This window comes from Salinicola halimionae, assembly GCF_003206065.1.
GTDB lineage: Bacteria > Pseudomonadota > Gammaproteobacteria > Pseudomonadales > Halomonadaceae > Salinicola > Salinicola halimionae.
This window is the reverse complement of record NZ_PZJQ01000005.1, coordinates 828463-851228: the sequence shown is the minus strand read 5'-3', so window position 1 is coordinate 851228 and position 22766 is coordinate 828463. Positions and strand designations below refer to the sequence as shown.

21 protein-coding genes and 1 pseudogene are annotated in these 22766 nt (G+C 62.0%); 18 read left to right on the top strand and 4 right to left on the bottom strand.

All coding sequences use genetic code 11. From position 1 onward, the window contains the following. Positions 1-9 precede the first annotated feature (9 nt). Together secF and DOM27_RS16785 are read left to right on the top strand one after the other, a co-directional pair. Positions 10-915, top strand: coding sequence for a protein translocase subunit SecF (gene secF, locus DOM27_RS16790; protein WP_110657732.1), 906 nt, complete (start codon positions 10-12; stop codon positions 913-915). 261 nt (positions 916-1176) lie between these two features. After that, the gene (locus tag DOM27_RS16785) at positions 1177-2391 is read left to right on the top strand and encodes an AI-2E family transporter (protein ID WP_110657730.1); all 1215 of its coding nucleotides are present in this window, start codon (positions 1177-1179) and stop codon (positions 2389-2391) included. On the opposite strand, the gene DOM27_RS16780 is transcribed toward DOM27_RS16785, so the two are convergent. Further along, positions 2381-3853 (bottom strand): sigma-54 interaction domain-containing protein, encoded by a 1473-nt coding sequence (locus DOM27_RS16780; protein ID WP_245392769.1) that lies wholly within the window; start codon positions 3851-3853, stop codon positions 2381-2383. The genes DOM27_RS16785 and DOM27_RS16780 overlap by 11 nt on opposite strands. A 247-nt stretch (positions 3854-4100) precedes the next feature. Between DOM27_RS16780 and speB the strand changes: the two genes are divergently transcribed. From speB to DOM27_RS18235, 3 genes and pseudogenes are all read left to right on the top strand, one after another. Beyond that, entirely contained in the window at positions 4101-5057 is a 957-nt protein-coding gene (gene speB, locus DOM27_RS16775; protein ID WP_110657726.1) for an agmatinase, read from the top strand. A gap of 84 nt (positions 5058-5141) precedes the next feature. Further along, positions 5142-5726 (top strand): annotated as a pseudogene (locus DOM27_RS18240) (sodium:solute symporter family transporter); the annotation flags it as partial. 1 nt (position 5727) lies between these two features. Beyond that, positions 5728-6519 carry a sodium:solute symporter family transporter gene (locus tag DOM27_RS18235; protein ID WP_342588627.1) on the top strand — a complete coding sequence of 264 codons (792 nt, stop codon included), beginning with the start codon at positions 5728-5730 and terminating at the stop codon, positions 6517-6519. A gap of 106 nt (positions 6520-6625) precedes the next feature. Here DOM27_RS18235 and DOM27_RS16765 read toward each other — a convergent pair whose 3' ends face one another. Beyond that, positions 6626-7420, bottom strand: a complete 795-nt coding sequence (locus DOM27_RS16765) for an inositol monophosphatase family protein (RefSeq protein WP_110657724.1) — start codon at positions 7418-7420, stop codon at positions 6626-6628. A 155-nt stretch (positions 7421-7575) separates the two neighbouring features. Between DOM27_RS16765 and DOM27_RS16760 the strand changes: the two genes are divergently transcribed. From DOM27_RS16760 to der, 13 genes are all read left to right on the top strand, one after another. Next, positions 7576-8358 (top strand): RNA methyltransferase, encoded by a 783-nt coding sequence (locus DOM27_RS16760; RefSeq protein ID WP_110657722.1) that lies wholly within the window; start codon positions 7576-7578, stop codon positions 8356-8358. 182 nt (positions 8359-8540) lie between these two features. Then, positions 8541-9023, top strand: coding sequence for a Fe-S cluster assembly transcriptional regulator IscR (gene iscR, locus DOM27_RS16755; protein ID WP_110657720.1), 483 nt, complete (start codon positions 8541-8543; stop codon positions 9021-9023). 94 nt (positions 9024-9117) lie between these two features. After that, positions 9118-10293, top strand: a complete 1176-nt coding sequence (locus tag DOM27_RS16750) for an aminotransferase class V-fold PLP-dependent enzyme (protein ID WP_110657920.1) — start codon at positions 9118-9120, stop codon at positions 10291-10293. 41 nt (positions 10294-10334) lie between these two features. Next, complete coding sequence (locus DOM27_RS16745) at positions 10335-10661, top strand: HesB/IscA family protein (RefSeq protein WP_110657718.1); 327 nt, start codon at positions 10335-10337, stop codon at positions 10659-10661. 220 nt (positions 10662-10881) lie between these two features. Then, positions 10882-11310: a nucleoside-diphosphate kinase gene (gene ndk / locus DOM27_RS16740; RefSeq protein ID WP_110657716.1), complete on the top strand. Its 429-nt coding sequence runs from the start codon at positions 10882-10884 to the stop codon at positions 11308-11310. A gap of 82 nt (positions 11311-11392) precedes the next feature. Continuing rightward, on the top strand, positions 11393-12526 hold the full coding sequence (rlmN, locus tag DOM27_RS16735) for a dual-specificity RNA methyltransferase RlmN (protein ID WP_110657714.1): 1134 nt from the start codon (positions 11393-11395) through the stop codon (positions 12524-12526). Positions 12527-12720: 194 nt separating this feature from the next. Next, positions 12721-13467 (top strand): type IV pilus biogenesis/stability protein PilW, encoded by a 747-nt coding sequence (gene pilW / locus DOM27_RS16730; protein WP_157956781.1) that lies wholly within the window; start codon positions 12721-12723, stop codon positions 13465-13467. A gap of 61 nt (positions 13468-13528) precedes the next feature. Continuing rightward, positions 13529-14593: a RodZ domain-containing protein gene (locus DOM27_RS16725; RefSeq protein WP_110657710.1), complete on the top strand. Its 1065-nt coding sequence runs from the start codon at positions 13529-13531 to the stop codon at positions 14591-14593. 8 nt (positions 14594-14601) lie between these two features. Further along, positions 14602-15717 (top strand): flavodoxin-dependent (E)-4-hydroxy-3-methylbut-2-enyl-diphosphate synthase, encoded by a 1116-nt coding sequence (ispG, locus tag DOM27_RS16720; RefSeq protein WP_110657708.1) that lies wholly within the window; start codon positions 14602-14604, stop codon positions 15715-15717. Positions 15718-15837: 120 nt separating this feature from the next. Beyond that, a complete protein-coding gene (hisS, locus tag DOM27_RS16715) occupies positions 15838-17118 on the top strand; it encodes a histidine--tRNA ligase (RefSeq protein ID WP_110657706.1) in 1281 nt (426 codons plus the stop codon). 209 nt (positions 17119-17327) lie between these two features. Beyond that, positions 17328-17987, top strand: a complete 660-nt coding sequence (locus DOM27_RS16710; protein ID WP_110657704.1) for a YfgM family protein — start codon at positions 17328-17330, stop codon at positions 17985-17987. After that, positions 17984-19150: an outer membrane protein assembly factor BamB gene (bamB, locus tag DOM27_RS16705; protein WP_110657702.1), complete on the top strand. Its 1167-nt coding sequence runs from the start codon at positions 17984-17986 to the stop codon at positions 19148-19150. Before DOM27_RS16710 ends, bamB begins: the two co-directional genes overlap by 4 nt. A gap of 188 nt (positions 19151-19338) precedes the next feature. Beyond that, positions 19339-20742, top strand: coding sequence for a ribosome biogenesis GTPase Der (der, locus tag DOM27_RS16700; RefSeq protein ID WP_110657700.1), 1404 nt, complete (start codon positions 19339-19341; stop codon positions 20740-20742). Between the two features lie 15 nt (positions 20743-20757). Here the strand turns inward: der and DOM27_RS16695 are convergent, their stop codons facing one another. Both DOM27_RS16695 and DOM27_RS16690 read right to left on the bottom strand, forming a co-directional pair. Continuing rightward, positions 20758-22386 carry a diguanylate cyclase gene (locus tag DOM27_RS16695; RefSeq protein ID WP_110657698.1) on the bottom strand — a complete coding sequence of 543 codons (1629 nt, stop codon included), beginning with the start codon at positions 22384-22386 and terminating at the stop codon, positions 20758-20760. Beyond that, entirely contained in the window at positions 22379-22765 is a 387-nt protein-coding gene (locus DOM27_RS16690) for a response regulator (protein WP_110657696.1), read from the bottom strand. Before DOM27_RS16690 ends, DOM27_RS16695 begins: the two co-directional genes overlap by 8 nt. Position 22766: the final 1 nt, after the last annotated feature.

Genomic DNA, 22766 nt, shown 5'->3' with positions numbered 1-22766 from the left:
ATGCGAGCAATGCGCCAATTCGACTTCATGGGCAAGCGCCGCATCGCCTTTATCGTCTCGATCGTACTCACGATCGTGTCGGTGGCGGCCCTCGCCCTTCTGAACCTCAATCTCGGGCTCGACTTCACCGGCGGCACGGTCGTCGAGCTTCACTATGCTGCAGCCCCCTCGCTGGATGATATTCGCACGCTACTGGCCAATAGCGGTTTCGAGAACTTCTCGGTGCAGACCTTTGGCGCCACGGACGAAATCCTGGTGCGGCTGCAGCAGACCTTCAGCAACGATGTCGGCAATCAGGTCGTTTCGGCCCTGAGTAGCGGCAATGCCTCGATCGAGCTGGTTCGCGCCGAATTCGTCGGCGCCCAGGTCGGCGATCAGCTACGCGACCAGAGTGGTCTGGGCATGCTGGTGGCACTGGCCGGCGTGGCGGTCTACGTCGCCTTCCGCTTCCAGTACAAGTTCGCGCTGTGCGCGATCATCTCGCTGGGCCACGACGTGCTGATCGTGCTGGGCCTGTTCGCGCTGTTCCAGTGGGAATTCGACCTGACGGTACTGGCGGGGATCATGGCGGTCATCGGCTACTCGCTGAACGACACCATTATCGTCTACGACCGGATTCGCGAGAATATCCGGCTGTCACGCAGCGAAGATCTGGCGCAGATCTTCAACGAAGCGATCAACCAGACGTTGTCGCGCACCTTGGCGACTTCCGGTACCACCTTGCTGGTGCTGTTCGCGCTGTTCTTCCTCGGCGGCGACATGATCCACAACTTCGCGATATCGCTGATCCTGGGGATCGTGGCCGGCACGTTCTCCTCGGTCTACGTCGCCGCCGCTCTGCTGATCGTGTTCAAACTGGAGCGCCTGGATTTGATCCCGGCGAAGAAAGGAGAGGTCGTGGACGACACGCCGTAAAACGAGCGCTTCGATCACGCCTTCAAGGCTCCTCGCGCAACGAGGGGCCTTTTTTTCGCCTGTCATCCCTGGCGATCCTCAGCGAGCCGCCACTACGCGATATCAGAAACCGTTCCCGGCGGTTGTCTGCACCCGCCATTTTCCGACGGAACGATAACCTCGGATCGAATCCGTTGGGTTATGATAATTGGCTGCCGATTGGCATGCCGTTCGATCTCGTCCCGGGCTCACCGGTTCCTCTGTCGCGTTCACGAGTCATTCATGGCCCCAATCTTTGCCGATAGTAGCGTTGCTCGCTGGCTCCTGGTGCTGGTGATGATTGCCGGCGTCTACTTCTTCATCGACTTCCTGATCCCGGTACTCGCCGCATTGATCATCTGTCTCGCCAGTTGGCCACTCTATCGTCGCCTCCTGGCAGGCTGCGGGCAGCGCAAGACGCTTGCTGCCAGCATCGCGCTGGGGTTGATCATGCTGTGCCTGGTGATCCCGATGGTGCTTGCCAGCTCCTACGCCTTCCAGGAATTGAAGGGCTGGGTCGGGTGGCTGATGATTGCGAACGAGCACGGCATCCCGCCCCCGGTCTGGATCGAACACCTGCCGGGCGTGGGAGACTGGCTGGCCGAGCAATGGCAACAAACTCTGGCCGAGCCCCATGCGCCGGAGTCTCTGATTCAGCTCATAGGCGGCGAGCATATCGGCAATATCTCGCGCTGGGTGCTGGCACTGGGGAGCAACGCGCTGCATCTGGCGCTGACTCTGCTGTTCATGCTGATCACGCTGTTTTTTCTCTACAAGGACGGCGCCGGCATGGCGCGTCAACTGGACATCGTCGGTGAGCGGGTGTTGCCGGCTCGCTGGCAGCGGTTTTCGCGCGTGGTGCCGGCTACGGTCAGCTCGACCGTGATGGGCATGGGCCTGATTGCCCTCGGCGAGGGGCTGGTGCTCGGCACGGCGTATTGGATCGCCGGCATTCAATCGCCGGTGGTACTCGGTGTTATCACCGCCTTCATGGCTTTGGTACCCGGTGGCGCGCCGCTGACGTTCACGCTGGTGTCGCTCTATCTGCTAGCGACCGGGCATATGATCAATGGCGTCGGACTCTTCATCTGGGGCGCGTTCGAGCTCTTCGTCGTCGACAAGACGCTGCGCCCGCGACTGGTCGGTGGCCCGATCAAGCTGCCCTTCCTGCCGACCTTCTTCGGCCTGATCGGCGGCGTGAAGACCATGGGAATCGTCGGGTTGTTCGTCGGTCCGGTACTAATGGCGCTACTGGTCGCCAGCTGGCGAGAATGGCTGCATGACGACGATGCACCGGATGCGCCGTCAGAAGCGGAGCGCTGGGGCTACGGCAAGCGCCAGTCGATAACGCGATATACCGGGAGTCCCCACCACGCCACGCCTCGGAGCGGTTCGTCGCGAGATGTGGGAGCGAAGGCGAGCACGGATGTGGATAAGAACGCCGATATCAGCCGTTGAGCGAGTCCGGCCAGCGTTCGATCCGAAGGTGATGGCGTTTGAGTTTGCGCACGACGCTGGGCTGGCTGATGCCGAGACGGGCGGCCAGCGCATAGGTCGTAAGATGGGTCGTCATCAGCCCTTTTAGAATATCGCGTTCATGCGCCTCCATGGCAGCCTTGAGCCCCTGCCCCGGGGCCAGCGCGATACCCATGCCTGAACCCTCGCCGGCTTCTCCCCCGATTTCGACATTACCCACCCCATTCGGTGTGATGTCGCTGCCAGGCAGGTTCGATGCCGGTACGCCCACGACATTCCCTTCCGCCGATAGCCAGGCCCGCTCGAGCCAATTTTCCAGCTCTCTGACATTGCCCGGCCAGTCGTTGCCTATCAGACCCGACCAGGCGCCGGGATATAGTACCTTGTCTTGACCGTAGCGACGGTTTAGGCGCTCGAGATGGCGCTCGGCAACCCCCCGGATATCCTCGCGACGCTCGCGCAGCGGCGGCAGTGTCACCGGAATCACGTTGAGCCGGTAATAGAGATCAAGCCGAAAGGCGCCCTCCTCGACCCGTTTGGCCAGATCCTGGTTGGTCGCCACGACGAGACGGAAATCGACCTGGCGCGACTGGGTATCGCCCAGACGCATCAGCGAACCATCCTGGATCACCTTGAGCAGTTTCGACTGCATCGACAGCGGCAGTTCGCCGATTTCGTCCAGAAACAGCGTGCCTCCGTGAGCCTGCTCGAGCAGCCCCGCCTTGCCCTGGCGCGATGCGCCACTAAAGGCGCCGGGCTGATAGCCGAACATCTCCGACTCGAACAGCGACTCGGGGATGGCCGCGCAGTTGACGTCGACGAAAGCGCCCTCCCGTCGACGGCTCCAGCGATGCAGCAGGCGAGCAAATGCCGTCTTGCCCACGCCCGATTCACCCAGCATCAGTACGGTGGCATCGGTCGGCGCACTGCGCTTCAACATGTGAACTATCTCACGCATGATCCGGCTCTTGACTACCAGTTCGCCCACGGAAGTCTCTTCGTCGCCGTCGGGCTCAGGGTGGCGCTTGAGATGCTCGGCAAATCGGCGCTGCAGAAGTGCGTACTCATCCTGCAGTAGCTGGAGATCGGTGAGGTCCCGCGAACGACTGATCACACGGATCAGCTCGCCGTTGGCGTAGACCGGAAACGCTTCGGCGATCACCTGACGACCGGTACCCGTACGCTGCATGATCTGCGCGGATTGACCAGTGCGGATGACCTCGAGCGACACCGAGGGCGACAGTACTCCGCTGGCCTGCAGCGCCTGAACGGTCGTCGCCCGAAGCTCTTCACGACGCAGTCCGTAGACCGCGGCACTGCCCGGGCTCACATCCAGGATATGACCGTCGCCGTCGACGATGAACAGATGATCCTGAGCCGTCTGGATCAATGTCTCCAGCGTCAACTGAGCCGCAGCGTCTTCCTCTTTCGTCAAATCCGTCATCACGCGCCTTTTCATCACCGAAACTGTCATTTATGCGCCGCCATGGCGAACCGTCATTGAAGAATCCGCCATCGATACATTGTTGAATCATTAATACATAAAAGTATCACTTAAACGCAAGCCGTGATTCATGAATGAATCAATTGCCGCGCAGCACCCCGGTCTATCAATAACTGACCGATTGGCACGATTCCTGCTGGTATTTATTCGGTATTCACCACCCACAATCACAACGTCCGGGACTGCAATGTCTAACCGACCGCCATACAACCAGCCGCTCGGCGGCAACGAGATGCCCCGTTTCGGCGGGCCAGCCACGATGATGCGCCTGCCGACGCAGAAGAGCGCCGAAGGACTCGATGCCTGCTTCGTCGGCATTCCGATGGATATTGGCACCTCGAATCGCCCGGGCACTCGCTTCGGGCCACGCCAGATCCGGGATGAATCCCGGATGCTGCGGCCCTTCAACATGGCAACCCGCGCCGCGCCGTTCGAGAGTCTGCAGGTGGCGGACATCGGTGATGTGCCGATCAATACCTTCGACCTCAAGAAGAGCGTCGACATCATCGAGCGTTACTACAACGACCTGCTGACCCACGACGTCATCCCGCTGACCCTGGGTGGCGACCACACCCTCGCACTGCCGATCCTGCGCGCCATGGCCAGAAAGCACGGACCGGTGGGACTCCTCCACGTCGACGCTCATGCCGACATCAACGAGCACATGTTCGGTGAAGCCATCGCTCATGGAACGCCTTTCCGCCGTGCGGTCGAGGAAGGCCTGCTCGACTGCAATCGCGTCGCCCAGATCGGCCTGCGCGGCACGGGCTACTCCCCCGAGGAATTCGATTGGGGGCGCGAACAGGGTTTTCGTGTCGTGCCGGCCGAGGATTGCTGGCACAAAAGCCTGACACCGTTGATGGCGGAGATTCGCGACAAGCTCAAAGGGGGCCCGGTCTATGTGACCTTCGATATCGACAGCCTCGATCCAGCCTACGCGCCGGGCACCGGTACGGTCGAGATCGGTGGTCTGACCATCCCGCAGTCGCTGGAAATCATCCGCGGCGCTCATGGTCTCGATATTGTCGGCTGCGATCTGGTCGAAGTCTCGCCTCCCTACGACGCTCACGGCCAGACCGCCGTCGTGGCAGCCAACCTGCTGTTCGAGATGCTGTGCATTCTACCTGGCGTCAAACGCCGCTGACGGACACCGAGTCGTCACCTTCTACAAGATCGTCTTTCGACAACAACAATCGCCGCTGACGCAGCGGCAGGATAGGACACCACGATGCTGGATCTCTTCGTCGTCGCACTTTATGCGGTTGGCATGCTCGGCCTGGGCTGGTGGGGCATGAAGCGTGCGCGTAACCGTGAAGACTATCTCGTTGCCGGCCGCCGCCTGGGGCCAGGCATGTATATCGGCACCCTGTCGGCGGTGGTGCTTGGTGGCGCATCGACCGTGGGCACGGTCAAGCTCGGTTATACCTACGGGCTTTCCGGTCTCTGGCTCTGTGCTTCTCTGGGCCTCGGGCTGATCGTGCTGAGCGTGGTACTGGCCAAACCGCTGATGAAGCTCAAGCTCTACACCGTGACCCAGGTGCTCGAACGTCGCTATAGCCCGGCCGCCAAGTTGATCAGCTCGCTCATCATGTTTGCCTACGATCTGATGCTGGCGGTGACCTCGACGATCGGCATCGGCACCGTACTGAGCGTAATCTTCGGCATGCCGGCCTGGCAGGCAGTCGTCATTGGCGGCGTGGTGGTCGTCATCTATTCGACGATCGGCGGCATGTGGTCATTGACGCTGACCGATATCGTGCAGTTCCTGATCATGACCGTCGGCATGGTGGCACTGCTTCTGCCGCTGACGATCGATTCGGTGGGGCTGGAGTGCACTGCTGGAGAAAGCGCCGGAAAGCAGCTTTTCGCTGACGGCGATCGGCTGGGACACCATCATCACCTACTTCGTCATCTATTTTCTGGGCATCCTGATCGGCCAGGATATCTGGCAGCGAGTCTTTACCGCCCGCTCCAGTCGCGTGGCCCGCAGCGCCGGTACCTTCGCCGGCATCTACTGCATTCTCTACGGCGTGATTGGTGCTGTGGTCGGTATTGCCGCCAGCATCCTGCTGCCGAATCTCGATGACGCCAACAACGCTTTCGCCGCCATTGCGCAACTGGCTCTGCCGGATGGCATCCGCGGGCTGATCATCGCGGCCGCCATGGCCGCGATGATGTCAACTTCCAGCGCTGGCATGCTCGCCTCATCGACACTGCTGACTCAGGATATCCTCCCGGCACTCCGCGGTGGCCGCGAGATCGAGGGCGTCAGAATCAATCGACTCTGCACCGGTCTGGTTGGCGTGGTCAGCGTCATCATCGCGATCAACGTCAGCGATGTCATCGGGGCATTGACGGTCGCCTATAACCTGCTGGTCGGCGGCATGTTGATTCCCATGCTCGGGGCGCTGTTCTGGAAGCGATCGACCACCACCGGCGCGATAGCCAGCATGCTGGCCGGCTGCACGGGCGTGATCGTCTTCATGCTCAAGGATGGTCTGCTGGCCAACTCGCCAATTTACGCCGGCCTCGCCGCCGCGATGCTCGCGTTCTTGGTGGGGAGCCTGCTCACTCGGCCTCAATCGATGGCGTCCTCGATGCCCTGAACCAGAACGGATGTACGCCTCAACGCAAAGCGCCCTGCCGGGATAACCCGGCAGGGCGCTTCGTTTCGCGGCGACGCTTTCAAAAGTGAGTCGCTCGGCGGCTCGCTTAGATGCTGGCCTTGAGCTGCTGCGCCAGCGCCTTGTAGAGACGCGGGCCAGCGGCCATCAGGCTGCCGCCGTCTTCGACACTGGGCGAGCCGTCGATGGCGCCGGTCAACGCTCCGGCTTCCTTCAGCAGCAATGAGCCGACCAGACGGTCCTGCTGTTCCAGCCCCATCACGAACACGGCGTCGGCACGGCCGGAAGCGAACTCGATCATGTCGAGCAGCGCACAGCCGGTACCAGTCAACGTATCGATCTGAGGTCCCAGACGCTCGACCACCGTAAGATACTGCGGCAACCAGCGCGAGCGGCTGTCAAGCGCCGGCCAGGCCAGCGAGAGTCTGGCACCGTCGATATTGACGGCCTTGGAGACACGCATGCGCTTGCCGTTGCCCTGCGCGCCGCGACCACGACTGATCAGAAATTCGTCATCGCTGAATGGCGACACGATCACCGCATGTTCCGGGCGCCCCTTGACCAGGCACACCATCGAGATCGCGAACTGGCGGTTCGCCACGCCGAGATTGGACTCGCCGTGGATCGGCTCGATGTGCCACACCGTTTCCTTGTCGGTGCCCTTGCCTTCGCGATAAGGCGTGTAGCGACCGGAAATCCCGTGCTGCGGATAACCGCGGGATAGCTGATGAACGATCAGCGTTTCGGCATTACGTGCCGTATCCTCGAGCAGACTGGCGGTTGCCTGCTCGTCGTGATTGACCTCGAGACGGTCACGGATACGAACGAATTGCTCAGCGGCGCTGCGAGCGGCGCGCAGCGCATATTGAACCATCGGATGCATGGATCTGGCCTTGGGGTGTCGGGGGCTGTTAAAGAACGCCGCGCAGTCTAGCAGAAGTCGGCCTTTCCAGTCATGCTAGACTACGCGTTTTCCCGCTCGCCCCAGCATTCGATCCGTACCCGATGCCTCTTTCACAGTGTCCCATGCCCCTTTCTATGCTCGACCGTATCCGTATCGTTCTCATCGGCACCAGCCATCCCGGCAATATCGGCGCCGCCACTCGCGCCATGCGCAACATGGGCCTGGAGGATCTCGCCCTGGTGACCCCGCGCTGCAATCCCAAGGATCTCGAAGCCTATTCGCGAGCTTCCGGGGCGACCACGCTGGTGGATAGCGCGCGGCAATTCGACGCGCTCGAAGATGCCGTCGCCGACTGCACGCTGGTGGTAGGTGCGAGTGCTCGCTCCCGCCATCTTCCCTGGCCAATGATCGGGCCTCGCGCTCTGGCGGAGAGCTTGCCGCAGGCGCTCAAGCCGGCCGAGGCCCGTGTCGCGCTGGTATTCGGGCGCGAGGATACCGGCCTGACCAATGCCGAACTGCAGCGCTGCCATCAGCACGTGCACATCCCGACCAACCCCGACTTCAGCTCGCTGAATCTGGCCGCTGCCGTCCAGGTGCTAGCCTACGAATGCCGTCAGGCGTTCCTGGCCCTGGAAGACACATCGTCGAGTGCCGCACTCGCCCCGGACCTCGAAGCCGAACAGCCGTTCGGGGTGATCTGGGACAACCCGCCGGCGACCCACGCCGACCTCGAGCGCTTTTTCGTGCATCTTGAAAACACTCTCACGGCGATCGAGTTCCACGATCCCGATAATCCCCGCCAGTTGATGGCGCGCCTTCGTCGGCTGTTCATGCGCGCCCACCTCGACAGCATGGAAATGAATATCCTGCGCGGCATTCTGGGGACGATCGACAAACGATTGGGCGACAAGCCCTGACTCTCGATAGCCCTGACCCTCGATAGCCCTGATTTCTAGGAATCCGGGCTCGAGTCGCACCGATCCACAGGAGGTGACCGCGATCTCTCGGGGTACATCTTCGCCTTCGGCAGAATGGTTGACCGTATTACTGGGTTTTTCCATAATGTCGATACCGATGCAGCGACAGCCGATATCCGCCGATGCGTTTGACTACCAAAGGGCGCTACGCCGTCACCGCCATGCTCGATCTGGCACTCAATGCCGATAAAGGCCCGGTGTGCCTGGCGGATATCTCCAGACGCCAGGACATTTCGCTCTCTTATCTGGAGCAGTTGTTCGCGAGGCTGCGCCGAGCCGAGCTCGTCAGCAGCGTGCGCGGCCCGGGCGGTGGCTACCTCCTGGGTAAGGCGCCCGCCGAGATTTCCGTGGCCGGCGTGATCGATGCGGTCAACGAGTCGGTCGATGCCACGCGCTGTCAGGGGCGAGCGGACTGTCATCGGGGCAGCAAGTGCATCACGCATCATCTATGGGGCGATCTCTCCGATGAGATTCAACGCTTCTTGAGTGACATCAGCCTGCTGGAGCTGGTGCACCGCGAACAGGCCCGCGCCGCCATGCAACGAGAGCCTGATACGCACTCGCGCGCCGATGACGCCGCCACGATCACGGTGTCGTCGCACTAGGCGAATGCCATCGGGCGGCTACGCGTTAGCGTCTTTTGTTTTTGCGTATCGGGTCCGATTTCCTTTCGATCGACTGCCAGAGATCTTGCGTGCCATGAGTGCTCCGATTTATCTCGATTACGCCGCCACCACGCCGACCGATCCGCGCGTGGCCGAGCAGATGATGCGTCATCTGACGATGGACGGCGTCTATGCCAACCCGGCCTCGCGCAGTCACATGCCGGGATGGCTGGCCGAACAGGCAGTGGAAAACGCTCGCCGTCAGGTCGCCGATCTGATCGGCGCCGATCCACGCGAGATCGTGTGGACTTCCGGCGCCACCGAAGCGGACAATCTGGCACTGATCGGCTTCATGCGCGCCAATCGCGCCCGCGGACGCCATCTGGTCACATCGGTCATCGAACACAAGGCGATCGTGGATACCGCGATAGCGCTGGAGTCGGAAGGATTCGAGGTTACCTGGCTGACGCCGGGCCGCGACGGGCGTATCACGCCGGATCAACTGCGCAGCGCCATGCGCAAGGATACGGTTCTGGTCTCACTGATGGCGGTGAACAACGAGCTCGGCAGCGTCAACGACCTGACGGCGCTATCCGCCGTCGTGCACGAGTTCGGCGCGCGCTTTCACGTCGATGCCGCGCAGGCCTGCGGGCGGCTGGCGCTCGATGTCGAAGCCATGGGCATCGACCTGATGTCGCTCTCGGCGCACAAGGCCTACGGCCCCAAAGGCATCGGCGCGCTGTACGTTCGCCGCGACCCGGATCTGCGCATCGAGGCACTGATCCACGGCGGCGGACACGAGCGCGGGATGCGCTCCGGCACGCTGCCCACCCACCAGATCGTGGGCATGGGCGAAGCCTTCGCGCTGGCTCGCGACGAGCGCGAATCCGATGGCGAGCATGTGCGGGCGCTGCGCCAACGTTTTCTCGACGGACTGGCCGACTGCGGTGGCATTCATAACCATTCGCCGCAGGAACAGTCCGTTCCCAACATCGTCAATCTCGCTTTTGATGGCGTGGACGGGGAGTCGCTACTGATGGCGCTAAGAGGGCTGGCCGTCTCCACGGGGTCGGCCTGCAACTCGGCCAGCGTGGAGCCATCCTACGTTCTCGCGGGGATCGGCGTGCCCCATTCCCAGGCGCTGGCCTCGATTCGCTTCAGCTTCGGCCGCTTCACCACGCTTGATGAGATCGATGCGGCCGTAGCCGACATACGCCGGGCTTTGAGCGGGTTACGCCAACCCTCGAAAGCCGCCATGAATCATCGTTAGAGGAGCGGCAGCTGCCATTCCTCTTCGGCAGGAGAAATACCATGCAGAACATCACCATCAGTGAATCCGCCGCCACCCAGATTCGGCACGTGCTGGAAGAGCGCGGCACCGGTCTCGGCCTGCGTGTGGCCATCAAACCGAGCGGCTGTTCCGGTTACAGCTACGTACTCGATATCGCCGACGACCTGCGTGACAGCGATGTCGAGTTCGAGGAACGCGGCGTCAAGGTCCTCGTCGACAAGGAAGCGCTGGAAGTCCTCGACGGTACCGAAGTCGACTACGTCAGCGAAGGGCTCAATCGCTTCTTCCGCTTCAACAACCCCAACGTCACCGACGAGTGCGGCTGCGGCGAAAGCTTCAACGTCTGAGCTCCGCCCCAGATCGACTTCGCGCCGGCACGCGCCGACACTTCTTGGCCGATGAGGCCGGGATGCGTCGGCCGAGGGCTTGCGCTACAATGGCGCGATTTTTCGGCCGGGGCGTTGTGGTTGAGAACGGTGGTTCGATGTGAACCATCCCCTCGTCTCGCACACCTTTTTTCCGCTCGCGACAATCGCGATCGATTCACGACAGCAGGAGACCTAATTCATGGCCACCGAACGCACGCTTTCCATCATCAAGCCCGATGCCGTTGCCAAGAACGTGATCGGCGACATCTACAGCCGCTTCGAAAAAGCCGGCCTGCAGATCGTCGGCGCCAAGATGCTGCACCTTTCCAAGGGGCAGGCAGAAGGCTTCTATGCCGAGCACGCCGAGCGTGGTTTCTTCGCCGATCTGGTCGGCTTCATGACGTCCGGTCCGGTGATGGTCCAGGTTCTCGAAGGTGAAAGCGCAATCGCCAAGAACCGCGAGCTGATGGGTGCGACCAATCCCAAAGAAGCCGCGCCGGGCACCATCCGCGCCGACTTCGCGTCTTCAATCGACGCCAACGCCGCGCACGGTTCCGATGCACCGGAATCCGCCGCTCGTGAAATCAGCTACTTCTTCAAGGATGACGAACTCTGCTCGCGCAGCTGATTCGTCGATCGACCGGCCCTCGGGGCCGGTCGGCCTCCTCCGTCCCTGCACACCCCGCCACTCTCGAGCCGATTCCGTTGCCATGACCGCTGCCACCGCTACTCCGCGCACCAATCTATTGGGGCTCTCCCGCGAGCAGATGGAGACGTTCTTCGTCTCTCTGGGCGAGAAGAAATTCCGCGCCGCCCAGGTCATGAAGTGGATTCATCAGGAAGGTTGCGACGACTTCGAGTCGATGACCAATCTTTCCAAGTCACTGCGTGGCCGACTGGAAGAGCACGCCGAGATCCGTGGCCCGAGCGTGGTCTACGAAGGCACTTCGAGCGACGGTACCCGCAAATGGGTGCTGGAAGTCGAGGATGGAAGCTACGTCGAGACCGTGCTGATTCCGGCCGACAACGGCGCACGGCGGACGCTATGCGTGTCGTCCCAGGTCGGCTGTTCGCTGGACTGCAGCTTCTGCTCCACCGGCAAGCAGGGTTTTCAGCGCAACCTGACCAGCGCCGAGATCATCGGCCAGGTCTGGGTCGCCCAGCAGCGTGCCGGCGGCCGCATGAGCGCCCCCGACGGACGCAAGGCGATCACCAACGTGGTGATGATGGGCATGGGTGAACCTCTGCTCAACTACGACAACGTGGTGCCGTCGATGAAGCTGATGCTCGACGACAACGCCTATGGCATGTCCAAACGCCGTGTCACGCTGTCGACCTCCGGTGTGGTGCCGATGATCGACAAGCTGGGCGACGATATCGACGTCAGCCTGGCGATCTCGCTACATGCCGCGAATGACGAATTGCGCAACGAGCTGGTGCCGCTCAATCGCAAGTACAATATCCGCATGCTGCTGGATGCGTGCCAGCGCTATCTCGCCAAATGCGAGACGACGCGTCATGTCACCATCGAGTACACCCTGATCAAGGACGTCAACGACCAGCAGGTACACGCCGAGGAACTGGTGGTGCTGCTCGAGGAATTGCCGTGCAAGATCAACCTGATTCCGTTCAACCCGTTCCCGCATTCGGGTTACGAAAAGCCTTCGCGCAACCAGGTGATGCGCTTCCAGAGCTGGCTTTACGAACTCGGCCACACGGCCATGGTACGTACCACCCGCGGTGACGATATCGATGCCGCGTGCGGCCAGCTGGTAGGAAAGGTCAAGGATCGAACCAAGCGTCACGAGCGCTACATCCAGTCGATCCAGCTGGATGCCGACTGAACATTGGGCATGAAACCGCAACGCGTCCACCGAATTGGGCTCCGGTCATCGATGTCGGCATCGTCGTGGTCAGGCCTCGCCTTGACTTCGACTCGGTGCAGCGCTTTGATGGGAGCCCCAAAATCGCTTTGTTTTCAGTTGCTCGGGATTCGACCTTTCGGTTGTCGCTGTCTCGAACCATGGGAGAGCCGCGCATGACCCGCCCATCTCGCTCCTTTTCGATACGATCGTTGTGTGTCGCGATGGGGATGGCGTGTCTATTGAGCGGCTGCGCCACGGCGGTCTCCTCCAATGGGCCGAAACAGGACAGCCCTGAGGATGCGGCAGCAGCCTACACTCGCCTAGGCAAGGCGTACCTCGCCGAGGGCAATCTGCCTCGTGCGCAACAGGCCCTGCAGCACGCCATTGACCTCGATGCTGGCGACAGTGGTGCCATGGAAGGCCTGGCGCTGCTCTATCAGCGCCAGAAAGAGCTGGATCTGGCCGACGGTTTTTTTCAGAAAGCCTTGAAAGCCGACCCCGATGCGACGCGCATACGCAACAATTATGCGGCCCTTTTGTATCAGCGAGGGCAGTACGCCAGCGCCTGCGCGCAATTGGCCGTTGCCAGTCAGGACATCAATTACACCCAGAGAGCCCAGTTGTTTGCGAACCTGGGACAGTGCGAGACCGCCAACGGCGATGCGACAGCCGCTCAGCAGTATTACGAGCGAGCCCTCGATATCGATGCGCGTAATGCGCGCAGCCTGTTGGCGCTCGCTCGCCTCGATCACACGCAGGGTAAAGACGAACGCGCCTGGGAACGCCTGCAGCGTTATTTCACCGTGGCCGGCACCGATGACGATAGCCTGCGTCTGGCGAGCGACATCGCCAGTGCTCAGGGAGACTCGACTCGTGCGGCCTTTTACCGTCAGCAGCTCGGCGGTTCCAGAGGCGAATAGAACCCGTACTTGAGCCCGAGTTCGAGCTCGTGCCCAAGAGAGATCAGAAGGATTTTCGCCCATGAGCGAAATGAACGAACCATCAGTCCAGCAACACGATGTGCCCAGCCCTTCTCAAGAGATGGCGGGTCACATGCTCCAGAGCGAGCGCGAACGTCAGGGGCTGAGCCTCGAAGATGTCGCGCTGCAGCTCAATTTACGTCCGGTCGTCGTGGCCGGTCTGGAGGAAGACCGCTTCGACCAGGTACCGATCGCCGCTTACCGTCGAGGCTACGTGAGGGCGTACGCGCGCCTGTTGGGAATGGACGAGACCCGCGTCGTCAACGCCTACGACGCCACGCATGGCCGCGGCGACATGGAGCGGAAACTGGCGCCGGTTCATACCACCCGAGCGCCTTCCCGAGTCGGTCCTTGGATCTTCCGCCTGTTCACTCTGCTGGTCATCATCGGTCTGATATCGTTGACGCTATTGTGGTGGCAGAGCCGAGAAGGCAATGACATCTTCGGGGGTGGCAGCGATGACAGCCCGATTGCCGTCGATCGTCTGAACGATGATGGCAGCGGAGCTGCTGCGAACACCGGCGACGCCACTGACTCAGGCGCTGCCGGTTCCGGCATCTCTGGCTCGAACGCTTCTGGCACAAACGGCAGCAGTTCGGCGATGGCACCTAACACCGATACCCAACTACCCCCCCTGCCAAATCAACAGAATACGCCGGCCACCGATATTGACGCGGCAGCCTCGAACGATGCCGCCGAAACGGGTGGTGCGACGGGAGTTTCCGCATCGGCGGAGACGGCACCCCCGAATCGCGACGAACGTCAGGCAGCGCAGGCGAGCTCTGCGGCGGTGGGCGATGATACGGCGGCTGCGGGCGCCAGCGACAACTCGCTCTCCCTGACTTTCAGCGAAGAGTCATGGACCGAAATCTATGATGCCAATGACGATCGAATTTTTAGCGGCCTGCAGTCCGCCGACAGTCAGGCAACCGCGGAAGGCGAACCGCCCTTCCGTCTGACCATCGGCAACGCCAGTGGCGTGACGCTCGAATACCGCGGCAAGTCGATCGATCTTGGTCAATACACGGGCGGCAACAACGTTGCCCGCTTTACCCTGGGAGACTGAGAAGCGCCATGCAGATGCCATCTCCGATCACCCGTCGTCTCTCTCGACAGATCCATGTCGGTGACGTACCTGTCGGCGGCGGTGCGCCTATCGCCGTGCAGAGCATGACCAATACCGACACCAACGATGTCGCTGCCACCGTAGGGCAAATTGAGCGCCTGCAGCAGGCCGGCGCCGATATCGTGCGTGTCTCGGTGCCCGACATGGATGCGGCCGAAGCCTTCGGCAAGATCAAGCGGCAGGTCAGCGTTCCGTTGGTTGCCGACATCCATTTCGACTACAAGATCGCCCTGCGCGTGGCCGAGCTCGGCGTCGACTGTCTGCGCATCAATCCCGGTAACATCGGCCGCGAGGATCGCGTCCGCGCCGTCGTCGATGCTGCGCGACACCACGGCATTCCCATCCGCATCGGCGTCAATGCCGGCTCGCTGGAGAAGGATCTGCAGAAGAAATACGGCGAGCCCACGCCGGAAGCGCTGGTCGAATCGGCCATGCGCCATATCGACCATCTCGACCGCCTCGATTTCCATGATTTCAAGGTCAGCGTCAAGGCGAGCGACGTGTTCATGGCCGTGGCCGCCTACCGGCTGCTGGCCAAGCAGATCGAACAGCCGCTGCATCTGGGCATCACCGAGGCCGGTGGCCTGCGCTCCGGCACGGTGAAATCCTCGATCGGCCTGGGCATGCTGCTGATGGACGGTATCGGTGACACGATTCGCGTCTCGCTCGCTGCCGACCCGGTCGAAGAGATCAAGGTCGGCTTCGATATGCTGAAGAGCCTCAAGCTGCGCGCCAAGGGCATCAACTTCATCGCATGCCCGAGCTGCTCGCGCCAGAACTTCGACGTCATCGCCACCATGAACGCCCTCGAGACGCGTCTCGAGGACGTGATGACCCCGCTGAACGTCTCGGTGATCGGCTGCGTGGTCAACGGCCCCGGCGAAGCCAAGGAGACCGACATAGGCCTCACCGGCGGCAGCCCGGCCAACCTGGTCTACATCGATGGCAAGCCGGCCAGCAAGTTGCGCAACGACCATCTGGTCGACGATCTCGAAGCGCTGATCCGCGCCAAGGCCAAAGAGAAAGAGAGTCGGGAAGGCGCCGTCATTGCGCGCGGAGCTTGAACAGGCGAAGCATGAAAGCGTGTCCGCGACGCTTGATGCTCCGCAACCCCCAAACAGAGAATTATCGACGAACGCCCAGGCAGGCAGCCTGTGGCGTTTTGCTATAGGCAGGAGTGTCAGTTGAGCAACAAATTACAAGCCATTCGCGGCATGAACGATCTGCTGCCGGATCAGTCGCCCGCGTGGCAATACGTCGAACGACAGCTGCGCTCCCTGGTGGACCGCTACGATTATCGCGAGATCCGTACGCCGATCGTCGAACCGACGGTGCTGTTTGCCCGTTCCATCGGTGAGGCGACCGATGTCGTCGAGAAGGAGATGTATACCTTCGACGACCGCAATGGCGAAAGCCTGACACTGCGCCCGGAAAATACCGCTGCGGTGGTGCGCGCAGCGATGGAGCATGGCCTGCTCCACAATCAGACTCAGCGACTGTGGTACATGGGGCCGATGTTCCGCTACGAGCGCCCGCAGAAAGGGCGCTATCGACAATTCCATCAGATCGGTATCGAGGCTTACGGCATGACCGGCCCGGATATCGATGCTGAGATCATTCTGCTCTCCGCCCGTCTGTGGCGTCAGCTCGGTATGGCCGAACACGTGACGCTCGAGCTCAATTCGCTGGGTTCTTCGGAGGCCCGGGCGGCCTACCGCGAGTCTCTGGTCGCCTACTTCGAGTCTCATCGCGACGTACTCGACGAGGATTCACTTCGTCGTTTGACGACCAACCCGCTGCGCATCCTGGATTCCAAGAATCCGGCCATGGGCGAGATGCTCGCCGGCGCGCCGCAGCTGCTGGAACATCTCGACGACGAATCCCGCGAGCACTTCGAACGGCTCAAGTCGACACTCGATGCCGCCGGTATCGACTATCGGATCAATCCGCGACTGGTCCGAGGCCTCGATTACTACTCGCGCACGGTATTCGAATGGACCACCACTGCCCTCGGCAGTCAGGGTACCGTTTGTGGTGGCGGACGCTACGACGGCCTGGTCGAACAGCTTGGCGGCAAACCCACGCCCGGCGTGGGTTTTGCCATCGGTCTCGAACGCCTCATGCTGTTGCTCGAAACGCTCGAGCTGGTCCCCGAGGATGCCAAGGGTGGTGCCGACGCCTATCTGCTGGCGATGGGTGAATCGGCCGAGCGTGAAGCACTGCTGCTTGGCGAGCGTCTGCGCGATGCTCTGCCCGCGCTGCGTCTTCAGGTACACTGCGGCGGCGGTAGCTTCAAGAGCCAGATCCGCCGTGCCGATCGCAGCGGCGCTCGGGTCGCTCTGATTCTGGGTGAAGACGAGATCGCCAACGCACGGCTGACATTGAAGCCACTGCGTGACGATAGCGAGCAGCAGACTCTCGCTCAGGACGACGCTATCGCCTGGCTCGGCCGCCAGTTCACCTGAGCGGGGCAATTGACTGGTACGAGCGAGACTGGCCTGATTCTGGTTGTCATCAGACCGGGCGGCATAGTACCGAGCAACGTGCACCGAACAGCTTGGCACCGAACAGCATGATTCTGAACCTGCACCCGGCCACGAATGAATGCTGGGTGGGCGCGAATGACGTGTCTGCCTGGCCATAGCCGTTTTGGAACGAATTAAGGAGACCGCCCGTGGCGGAGCTTAGGACCGAAGAAGAGCAGCTGGACGCGATCAAGGAGTGGTGGAAGTCCAACGGCAGCGCCCTGCTGGTCGGCATTGTCATCGCCGCCGCCGGTGTCTTTGGCTGGCAGGCATGGCAGCGCCATCAGGAAGGCCAGTCTGCCGAAGCCTCCAACAGCTATCAGCAGCTGATCGCCATCGCCAGCAGCGATACGCTCGACGATAATGCCCGTACGCAAGCATTCGATCTTGCCGATAACTTGCAGAGCGACCATGGCGATACGCTTTACGCCGATCTGGCCGGCCTGCTGGAAGCCAAGATCGCCGTCAACGCCGATGATACCGACCGCGCCCGCCAGGCGTTGAACGACGTCATCGACGACAGCGACCGGCCCTACATGCAGGGTCTGGCCCGGATCGATCTGGCGCGCCTGCAGATGACCAGCGACGATCCGAGCAAGGCCCTCGAGACACTCGAGGATGCCGTACCCGGTACACTCGAAGCGCAGCGACAGAACGTGCTCGGTGACGCCTATCTGGCGCTCGAGCGCTCCGATGACGCGCGCAAGGCCTATCAACAGGCGCAAAGTCTGGCGCAGGATGCTGACCAGACAATCTATGGCCTGCAGCTCAAGCTAGACGATCTCGGTGCGGAGGACGCCACCCGATGAAATTGACCCACCTACTTCTGCCCCTGGGGTTGACCGCCACACTGCTGGCCGGCTGTGCCGGTAGCGTCGAACCGCAGTATCCGCCCAAGCCGCTTCAGGACTTCACACCCAAAGTGAGCCTCGACGAGCGCTGGGACCAGGGCGTCGGCGAAGGCCTGGGTCGCGCTCGCTACCCGCTGACCCCCATCGTCGACAACGGCACGATCTACGCCGTCGACGAAACCGGCGATCTGCGCGCGATCGACACCCAGAGTGGCGACACCCAGTGGGACGTCGATCTGGGCACGCCTATCTCCAGCGGCATCGGCGCCGACAGCGGACGTCTCTACCTCGGCACGCGCAATGGTGAAGTGCTGGCAGTGGACCGCGAGGACGGCAGCATCGACTGGAAATCACGCGTTTCCAGCGAAGTGCTGGCCGCACCGCAGGTCAACAGCGAGCTGGTCGTGGTACAGAGTGTCGATGGCGCCGTCACGGCCCTCGACCGCCTGGGTGGCAAAGAACAGTGGGTCTACTCCAGCTCTCAACCGGCGTTGACGTTACGCGGTACTGGCGCGCCTCGCGTCATCGAACCGGTCTCGTTCGCTGGATTCGCCAACGGTCGTCTGGTGACGCTGGACAATCGCAGCGGCCAGCCGCTGTGGGACATGCGTGTTGCCGTGCCCAAGGGGCGTACCGAAGTCGACCAGCTCGTCGACCTCGACGGCCAGCCGGTTCTGACCCAGGACGGGCGCCTGTTCGTGACCAGCTACAACGGTCGCCTGCTGGCACTGGAAGCCACCTCGGGCAAGGTATTGTGGGAGCATGAAGAGTCCAGCTACCTGACCCCATTGGTCGTGGGGAACTACCTGTTCACGGTCAATGCCGCCAGCCACGTCATCGCCATCGAGGCCGATACCGGCCGCGTGATGTGGGATTCCGACACGCTCGAAGGCCGTTCGCTGACCGCACCCGCATTCGTCGACGGCAACATCGCGGTGGGTGACTACGAGGGTTATATCCACCTCATCGATGCCTCGACCGGCGAAATGAGCGGCCGCGAACATCTCGGCGGCGATGGCCTGACGCTGCCTCTGCTGACCGGCGATCGCCGCATCTATGCGCTGAGCAACGACGGCACCCTGACGGCCTACGATCTGAAGACGCTTTCCGACCAGAACTGATCAGCTCCGGACAGCGTCAATCGGCCCCGCCTGCGCGGGGCCGATTGCGTTTGGAGAGCCCCGGCCGTGAGATTCGGACTTCGCGCTCTTCACATGCTAGAATGCCCGGTTATTAACATCGATCGCACCGGGTTCTCCAACCCCTCCCGCTGATCGTCCATCTTGTCACCGCCCTTTTGCGAATCGCCATGAACCCCGTTATCGCCCTGGTTGGCCGACCCAACGTCGGCAAGTCGACCCTTTTCAACCGCCTGACACGCACTCGCGATGCGCTGGTGGCCGATTTCCCCGGCCTGACCCGCGATCGCAAGTACGGTAGCGGTCAGCTCGGCGACAAGACCTACACCGTGATCGATACCGGCGGTATCAGCGGCGACGAACAGGGCATCGACGCCGTGATGGCGGAGCAATCTCTGACCGCCATCGACGACGCCGATATCGTGCTGTTCATGGTCGATGGGCGCGCCGGTCTGATGCCCGCCGACCAGGCGATCGCCAATCATCTGCGCGTCAACCAGAAGAAGACCTGGCTGGTGGTGAACAAGACCGACGGTCTGGAAGAACACACCGCGATGGCCGATTTCTGGGCGCTGGGTCTGGGCGATCCGCACCCGATCGCGGCCTCGCACGGGCGTAACGTCACCACTCTGATCGACGAGGTGCTGGCCCCCTTCCCCGAGCGCGACCCCAATGCAGGCCCGACCGGCCACTATCCCGGCATCCACATCGGTGTGATCGGCCGACCCAACGTCGGCAAGTCGACGCTGGTCAATCGAATGCTGGGCGAAGAGCGCGTGGTGGTCTTCGACGAGGCGGGCACCACTCGCGATTCCATCGAAATTCCGTTCGAGCGCCGCGGCAAGCCCTACGTACTGGTGGATACCGCCGGCGTCCGACGACGCAAGAACGTCAGCCTGATCGCCGAGAAGTTCTCGATCGTGAAGACGCTTGAGGCGATCAAGGAGTGCCACGTCGCGATCATGGTACTGGACGCCCGCACGGGCCTGGTGGAACAGGACATGCACCTGCTCGACTACGTGCTCAGCAGCGGCCGTGCGCTGGTGCTGGCAGTCAACAAGTGGGACGGTCTGGAGAGCGAAGCGCGGGACAAGATGCGCTCCGATATCAAGCGCCGGCTGGGATTCGCCGACTACGCCGAGTTGCATTTCATCTCGGCACTCCACGGCACCGGCGTCGGCGATCTCTACAAGTCGGTCGACAAGGCCTTCGACAGCGCCAACAGCCACTGGTCGACCAATCGCTTGACCACGATTCTGCAGGATGCCGTCAGCGAACATCAGCCCCCGATGATCAACGGCCGCCGCATCAAGCTGCGCATGGCCCACCAAGGCGGCAGCAATCCGCCCATCATCGTCGTGCATGGCAACCAGACTTCGTCGCTGCAGGAAGCCTACAAACGCTACCTGACCAACACCTTCCGCAAAGTGCTGAAAGTGCGTGGTACGCCGATTCGGTTCGAATTCCGTTCCGGCGACAACCCCTACGACAGTCAGGCCGGCGCCAGCGATCGCGAGAAGGCGCGCGAGCGCCAGCTCAGCCGGACTCGCGAAGCGCGCAAGAATCGGCGCTAAGCCGAAACTCGCAACTCAGCTGGGCGGAACGGCGATCCGCGTCTGGTCGCGCCCGCCCTGTTTGGCCTCGTACATCGCCCTATCGGCGGCCTCCAGTAGCGTCTCGGCATTCGGCCATTGATGAGTGCTCGACACCCCGGCGCTGAAAGTGGCGTGAAAGGTCTCCGTCGCCGCCACGCACTCGAGCTCCGAAAAGCTGACGCGAATGCGCTCGATGGCCTCGCGGGCGTTCTCCAGCGAGCAAGACGGTAGCACGGCAACAAACTCTTCCCCGCCATATCGACCGACGTGATCGACTCGCCGCAGCCGCTGGCGCAGCAGGTTGGCCAGCAGCCGGATGACATAGTCGCCGGTGCCATGGCCGTAGGTGTCGTTGATCGACTTGAAACGATCGATATCGATCATCACGACGCAAGCCGCGGTATCGGTGCGCTGACCGCGGGCCATCTCGAGCTCGATCAGCTCCTTGATCGCCGGGTGCTTGATCAACCCGGTGAGGCCGTCGCGAGCCAGCGCCAGACTCAACTGACGGGATCGCTGCGCCCGCGCGGTAACGGCGGCGACCAGGCCCACGTCGGAGATCGGCTTGACCAGGAAATCATCCCCCGCCTGCGCCAGCGCCTGCGCCTGAAGGTGGGCATCCGACTCCGCCGACAGATAGATCAGCGGAATCTTGAGCCAATCGTCATCGAAACGGATGATCCGCGCCAGTTCCGGGCCAGAGCAGCCCGGCATATTGATATCGATCAGCACCAGATCGGGGATGAATTCCCGCAGGCCCTGCAGGACATCGTGAGGATCGTTGATCACTCGGGACTCGATGCCGGACATCTTCAGGGTCAACCTAAAATGCTCGGCCAGCTCGACATCGTCGTCGACGATCAACACCCGGTAGGGGTCCTGTTGCGGCAGGTTGACTAGATGGCGCAGACGATGCTCCAGCGAGGGCACATCCACCGGATGAACGAAGAATCCCATGGCGCCATGACGGACCGCCTTCAACCGTGGCTCGAAGCCGCTCTCGGCACTCAGCATGATCAATGCCGCCTGAGGCACTTCCTCCACCGCAGGCTTCCAGACCTCGTCGGCAACCTTGGCGGTATCGACGATGGCGATATCCGGATGCCACGTGGTCCCGCCTCGATGGGGGCCGAGGATATCCGTCAGTTGCCGACACTCGTACCCGAAGCCGCTCAGGGACTGGATCAGCGTTTCGGTATCACCGTCCGCCAGCACCGCGACACGTATCGCACGATCACCGCTGGCCAGATGATAACTGCCCTGCGGCTCACCGACTTCCGAAAGCTTTGGGCTCTCCAGTGCACGATAACAAGCCTGTAGACGATCATGGAGCGCCGTCAACATGGAGGGCGTTGGCGGGTTGGCTCCTTCGATGGCTGCCTGCAGCCCGATCTCCAGCTCGCGCGCATCGCGGCTCAATGCGGCGTAGCCGAAGCTGCCCGCTGAACCGGCGATACGGTGCAGACCCTGACGTAACACGTCGAGAGACTCGAAATCGACAGCGCTTTGCCGCGTACTCACCTCCCGGGACTGCGACATCAGCGTCTGCAAGTCGTTGCTCAGACGAAGGCCATACTGCTCACGCAGCGCGGCCAGCCGGGCCTGAACGTCGATATCAGCCATTCGAGCGCTCCCAGATCGTGCGCAGCTGCTCTGCCAGCGTCATTGGGTCGAAAGGTTTGACCACCACATCCAGAGCGCCAAGGGCACGATAGTGCTCGAGCTCGCTGGGCTGAACCTTGGCGGTCATGAAGATCACGGGAATGCCCTGGGTCGACGCCTGCTCTCGCAGTCTGACCAGGGTCGTAGGGCCATCGATGCCGGGCATCATCACATCGAGCAGAATCAGGTCCGGTTGCCATTCGGCGGCTCTCGAGATCGCCGACTGGCCATCGTCACAGCTCGTGACTTCGAAGCCGCCGACGATCTCGAGCGCGACCTTGGCCACTTCCTGAATCGAGATGTCGTCCTCGACGTGCAAAATACGTTGAAGGGGTTTCATA

What these genes read in the sequence shown, in the direction of transcription:
- ndk (WP_110657716.1), top strand. Translation starts at nt 10,882, where the DNA reads ATGGCCACCGAACGCACGCTTTCCATCATCAAGCCCGATGCCGTTGCC.
- pilW (WP_157956781.1), top strand. Translation starts at nt 12,721, where the DNA reads ATGACCCGCCCATCTCGCTCCTTTTCGATACGATCGTTGTGTGTCGCG.
- rlmN (WP_110657714.1), top strand. Translation starts at nt 11,393, where the DNA reads ATGACCGCTGCCACCGCTACTCCGCGCACCAATCTATTGGGGCTCTCC.
- DOM27_RS16780 (WP_245392769.1), bottom strand. Translation starts at nt 3,853, where the DNA reads ATGACGGATTTGACGAAAGAGGAAGACGCTGCGGCTCAGTTGACGCTG.
- speB (WP_110657726.1), top strand. Translation starts at nt 4,101, where the DNA reads ATGTCTAACCGACCGCCATACAACCAGCCGCTCGGCGGCAACGAGATG.
- der (WP_110657700.1), top strand. Translation starts at nt 19,339, where the DNA reads ATGAACCCCGTTATCGCCCTGGTTGGCCGACCCAACGTCGGCAAGTCG.
- bamB (WP_110657702.1), top strand. Translation starts at nt 17,984, where the DNA reads ATGAAATTGACCCACCTACTTCTGCCCCTGGGGTTGACCGCCACACTG.
- DOM27_RS16725 (WP_110657710.1), top strand. Translation starts at nt 13,529, where the DNA reads ATGAGCGAAATGAACGAACCATCAGTCCAGCAACACGATGTGCCCAGC.
- DOM27_RS16695 (WP_110657698.1), bottom strand. Translation starts at nt 22,386, where the DNA reads ATGGCTGATATCGACGTTCAGGCCCGGCTGGCCGCGCTGCGTGAGCAG.
- DOM27_RS16760 (WP_110657722.1), top strand. Translation starts at nt 7,576, where the DNA reads ATGCTCGACCGTATCCGTATCGTTCTCATCGGCACCAGCCATCCCGGC.
- DOM27_RS16745 (WP_110657718.1), top strand. Translation starts at nt 10,335, where the DNA reads ATGCAGAACATCACCATCAGTGAATCCGCCGCCACCCAGATTCGGCAC.
- secF (WP_110657732.1), top strand. Translation starts at nt 10, where the DNA reads ATGCGCCAATTCGACTTCATGGGCAAGCGCCGCATCGCCTTTATCGTC.
- DOM27_RS16765 (WP_110657724.1), bottom strand. Translation starts at nt 7,420, where the DNA reads ATGCATCCGATGGTTCAATATGCGCTGCGCGCCGCTCGCAGCGCCGCT.
- iscR (WP_110657720.1), top strand. Translation starts at nt 8,541, where the DNA reads ATGCGTTTGACTACCAAAGGGCGCTACGCCGTCACCGCCATGCTCGAT.
- ispG (WP_110657708.1), top strand. Translation starts at nt 14,602, where the DNA reads ATGCAGATGCCATCTCCGATCACCCGTCGTCTCTCTCGACAGATCCAT.
- DOM27_RS16785 (WP_110657730.1), top strand. Translation starts at nt 1,177, where the DNA reads ATGGCCCCAATCTTTGCCGATAGTAGCGTTGCTCGCTGGCTCCTGGTG.
- DOM27_RS16690 (WP_110657696.1), bottom strand. Translation starts at nt 22,765, where the DNA reads ATGAAACCCCTTCAACGTATTTTGCACGTCGAGGACGACATCTCGATT.
- DOM27_RS16750 (WP_110657920.1), top strand. Translation starts at nt 9,118, where the DNA reads ATGAGTGCTCCGATTTATCTCGATTACGCCGCCACCACGCCGACCGAT.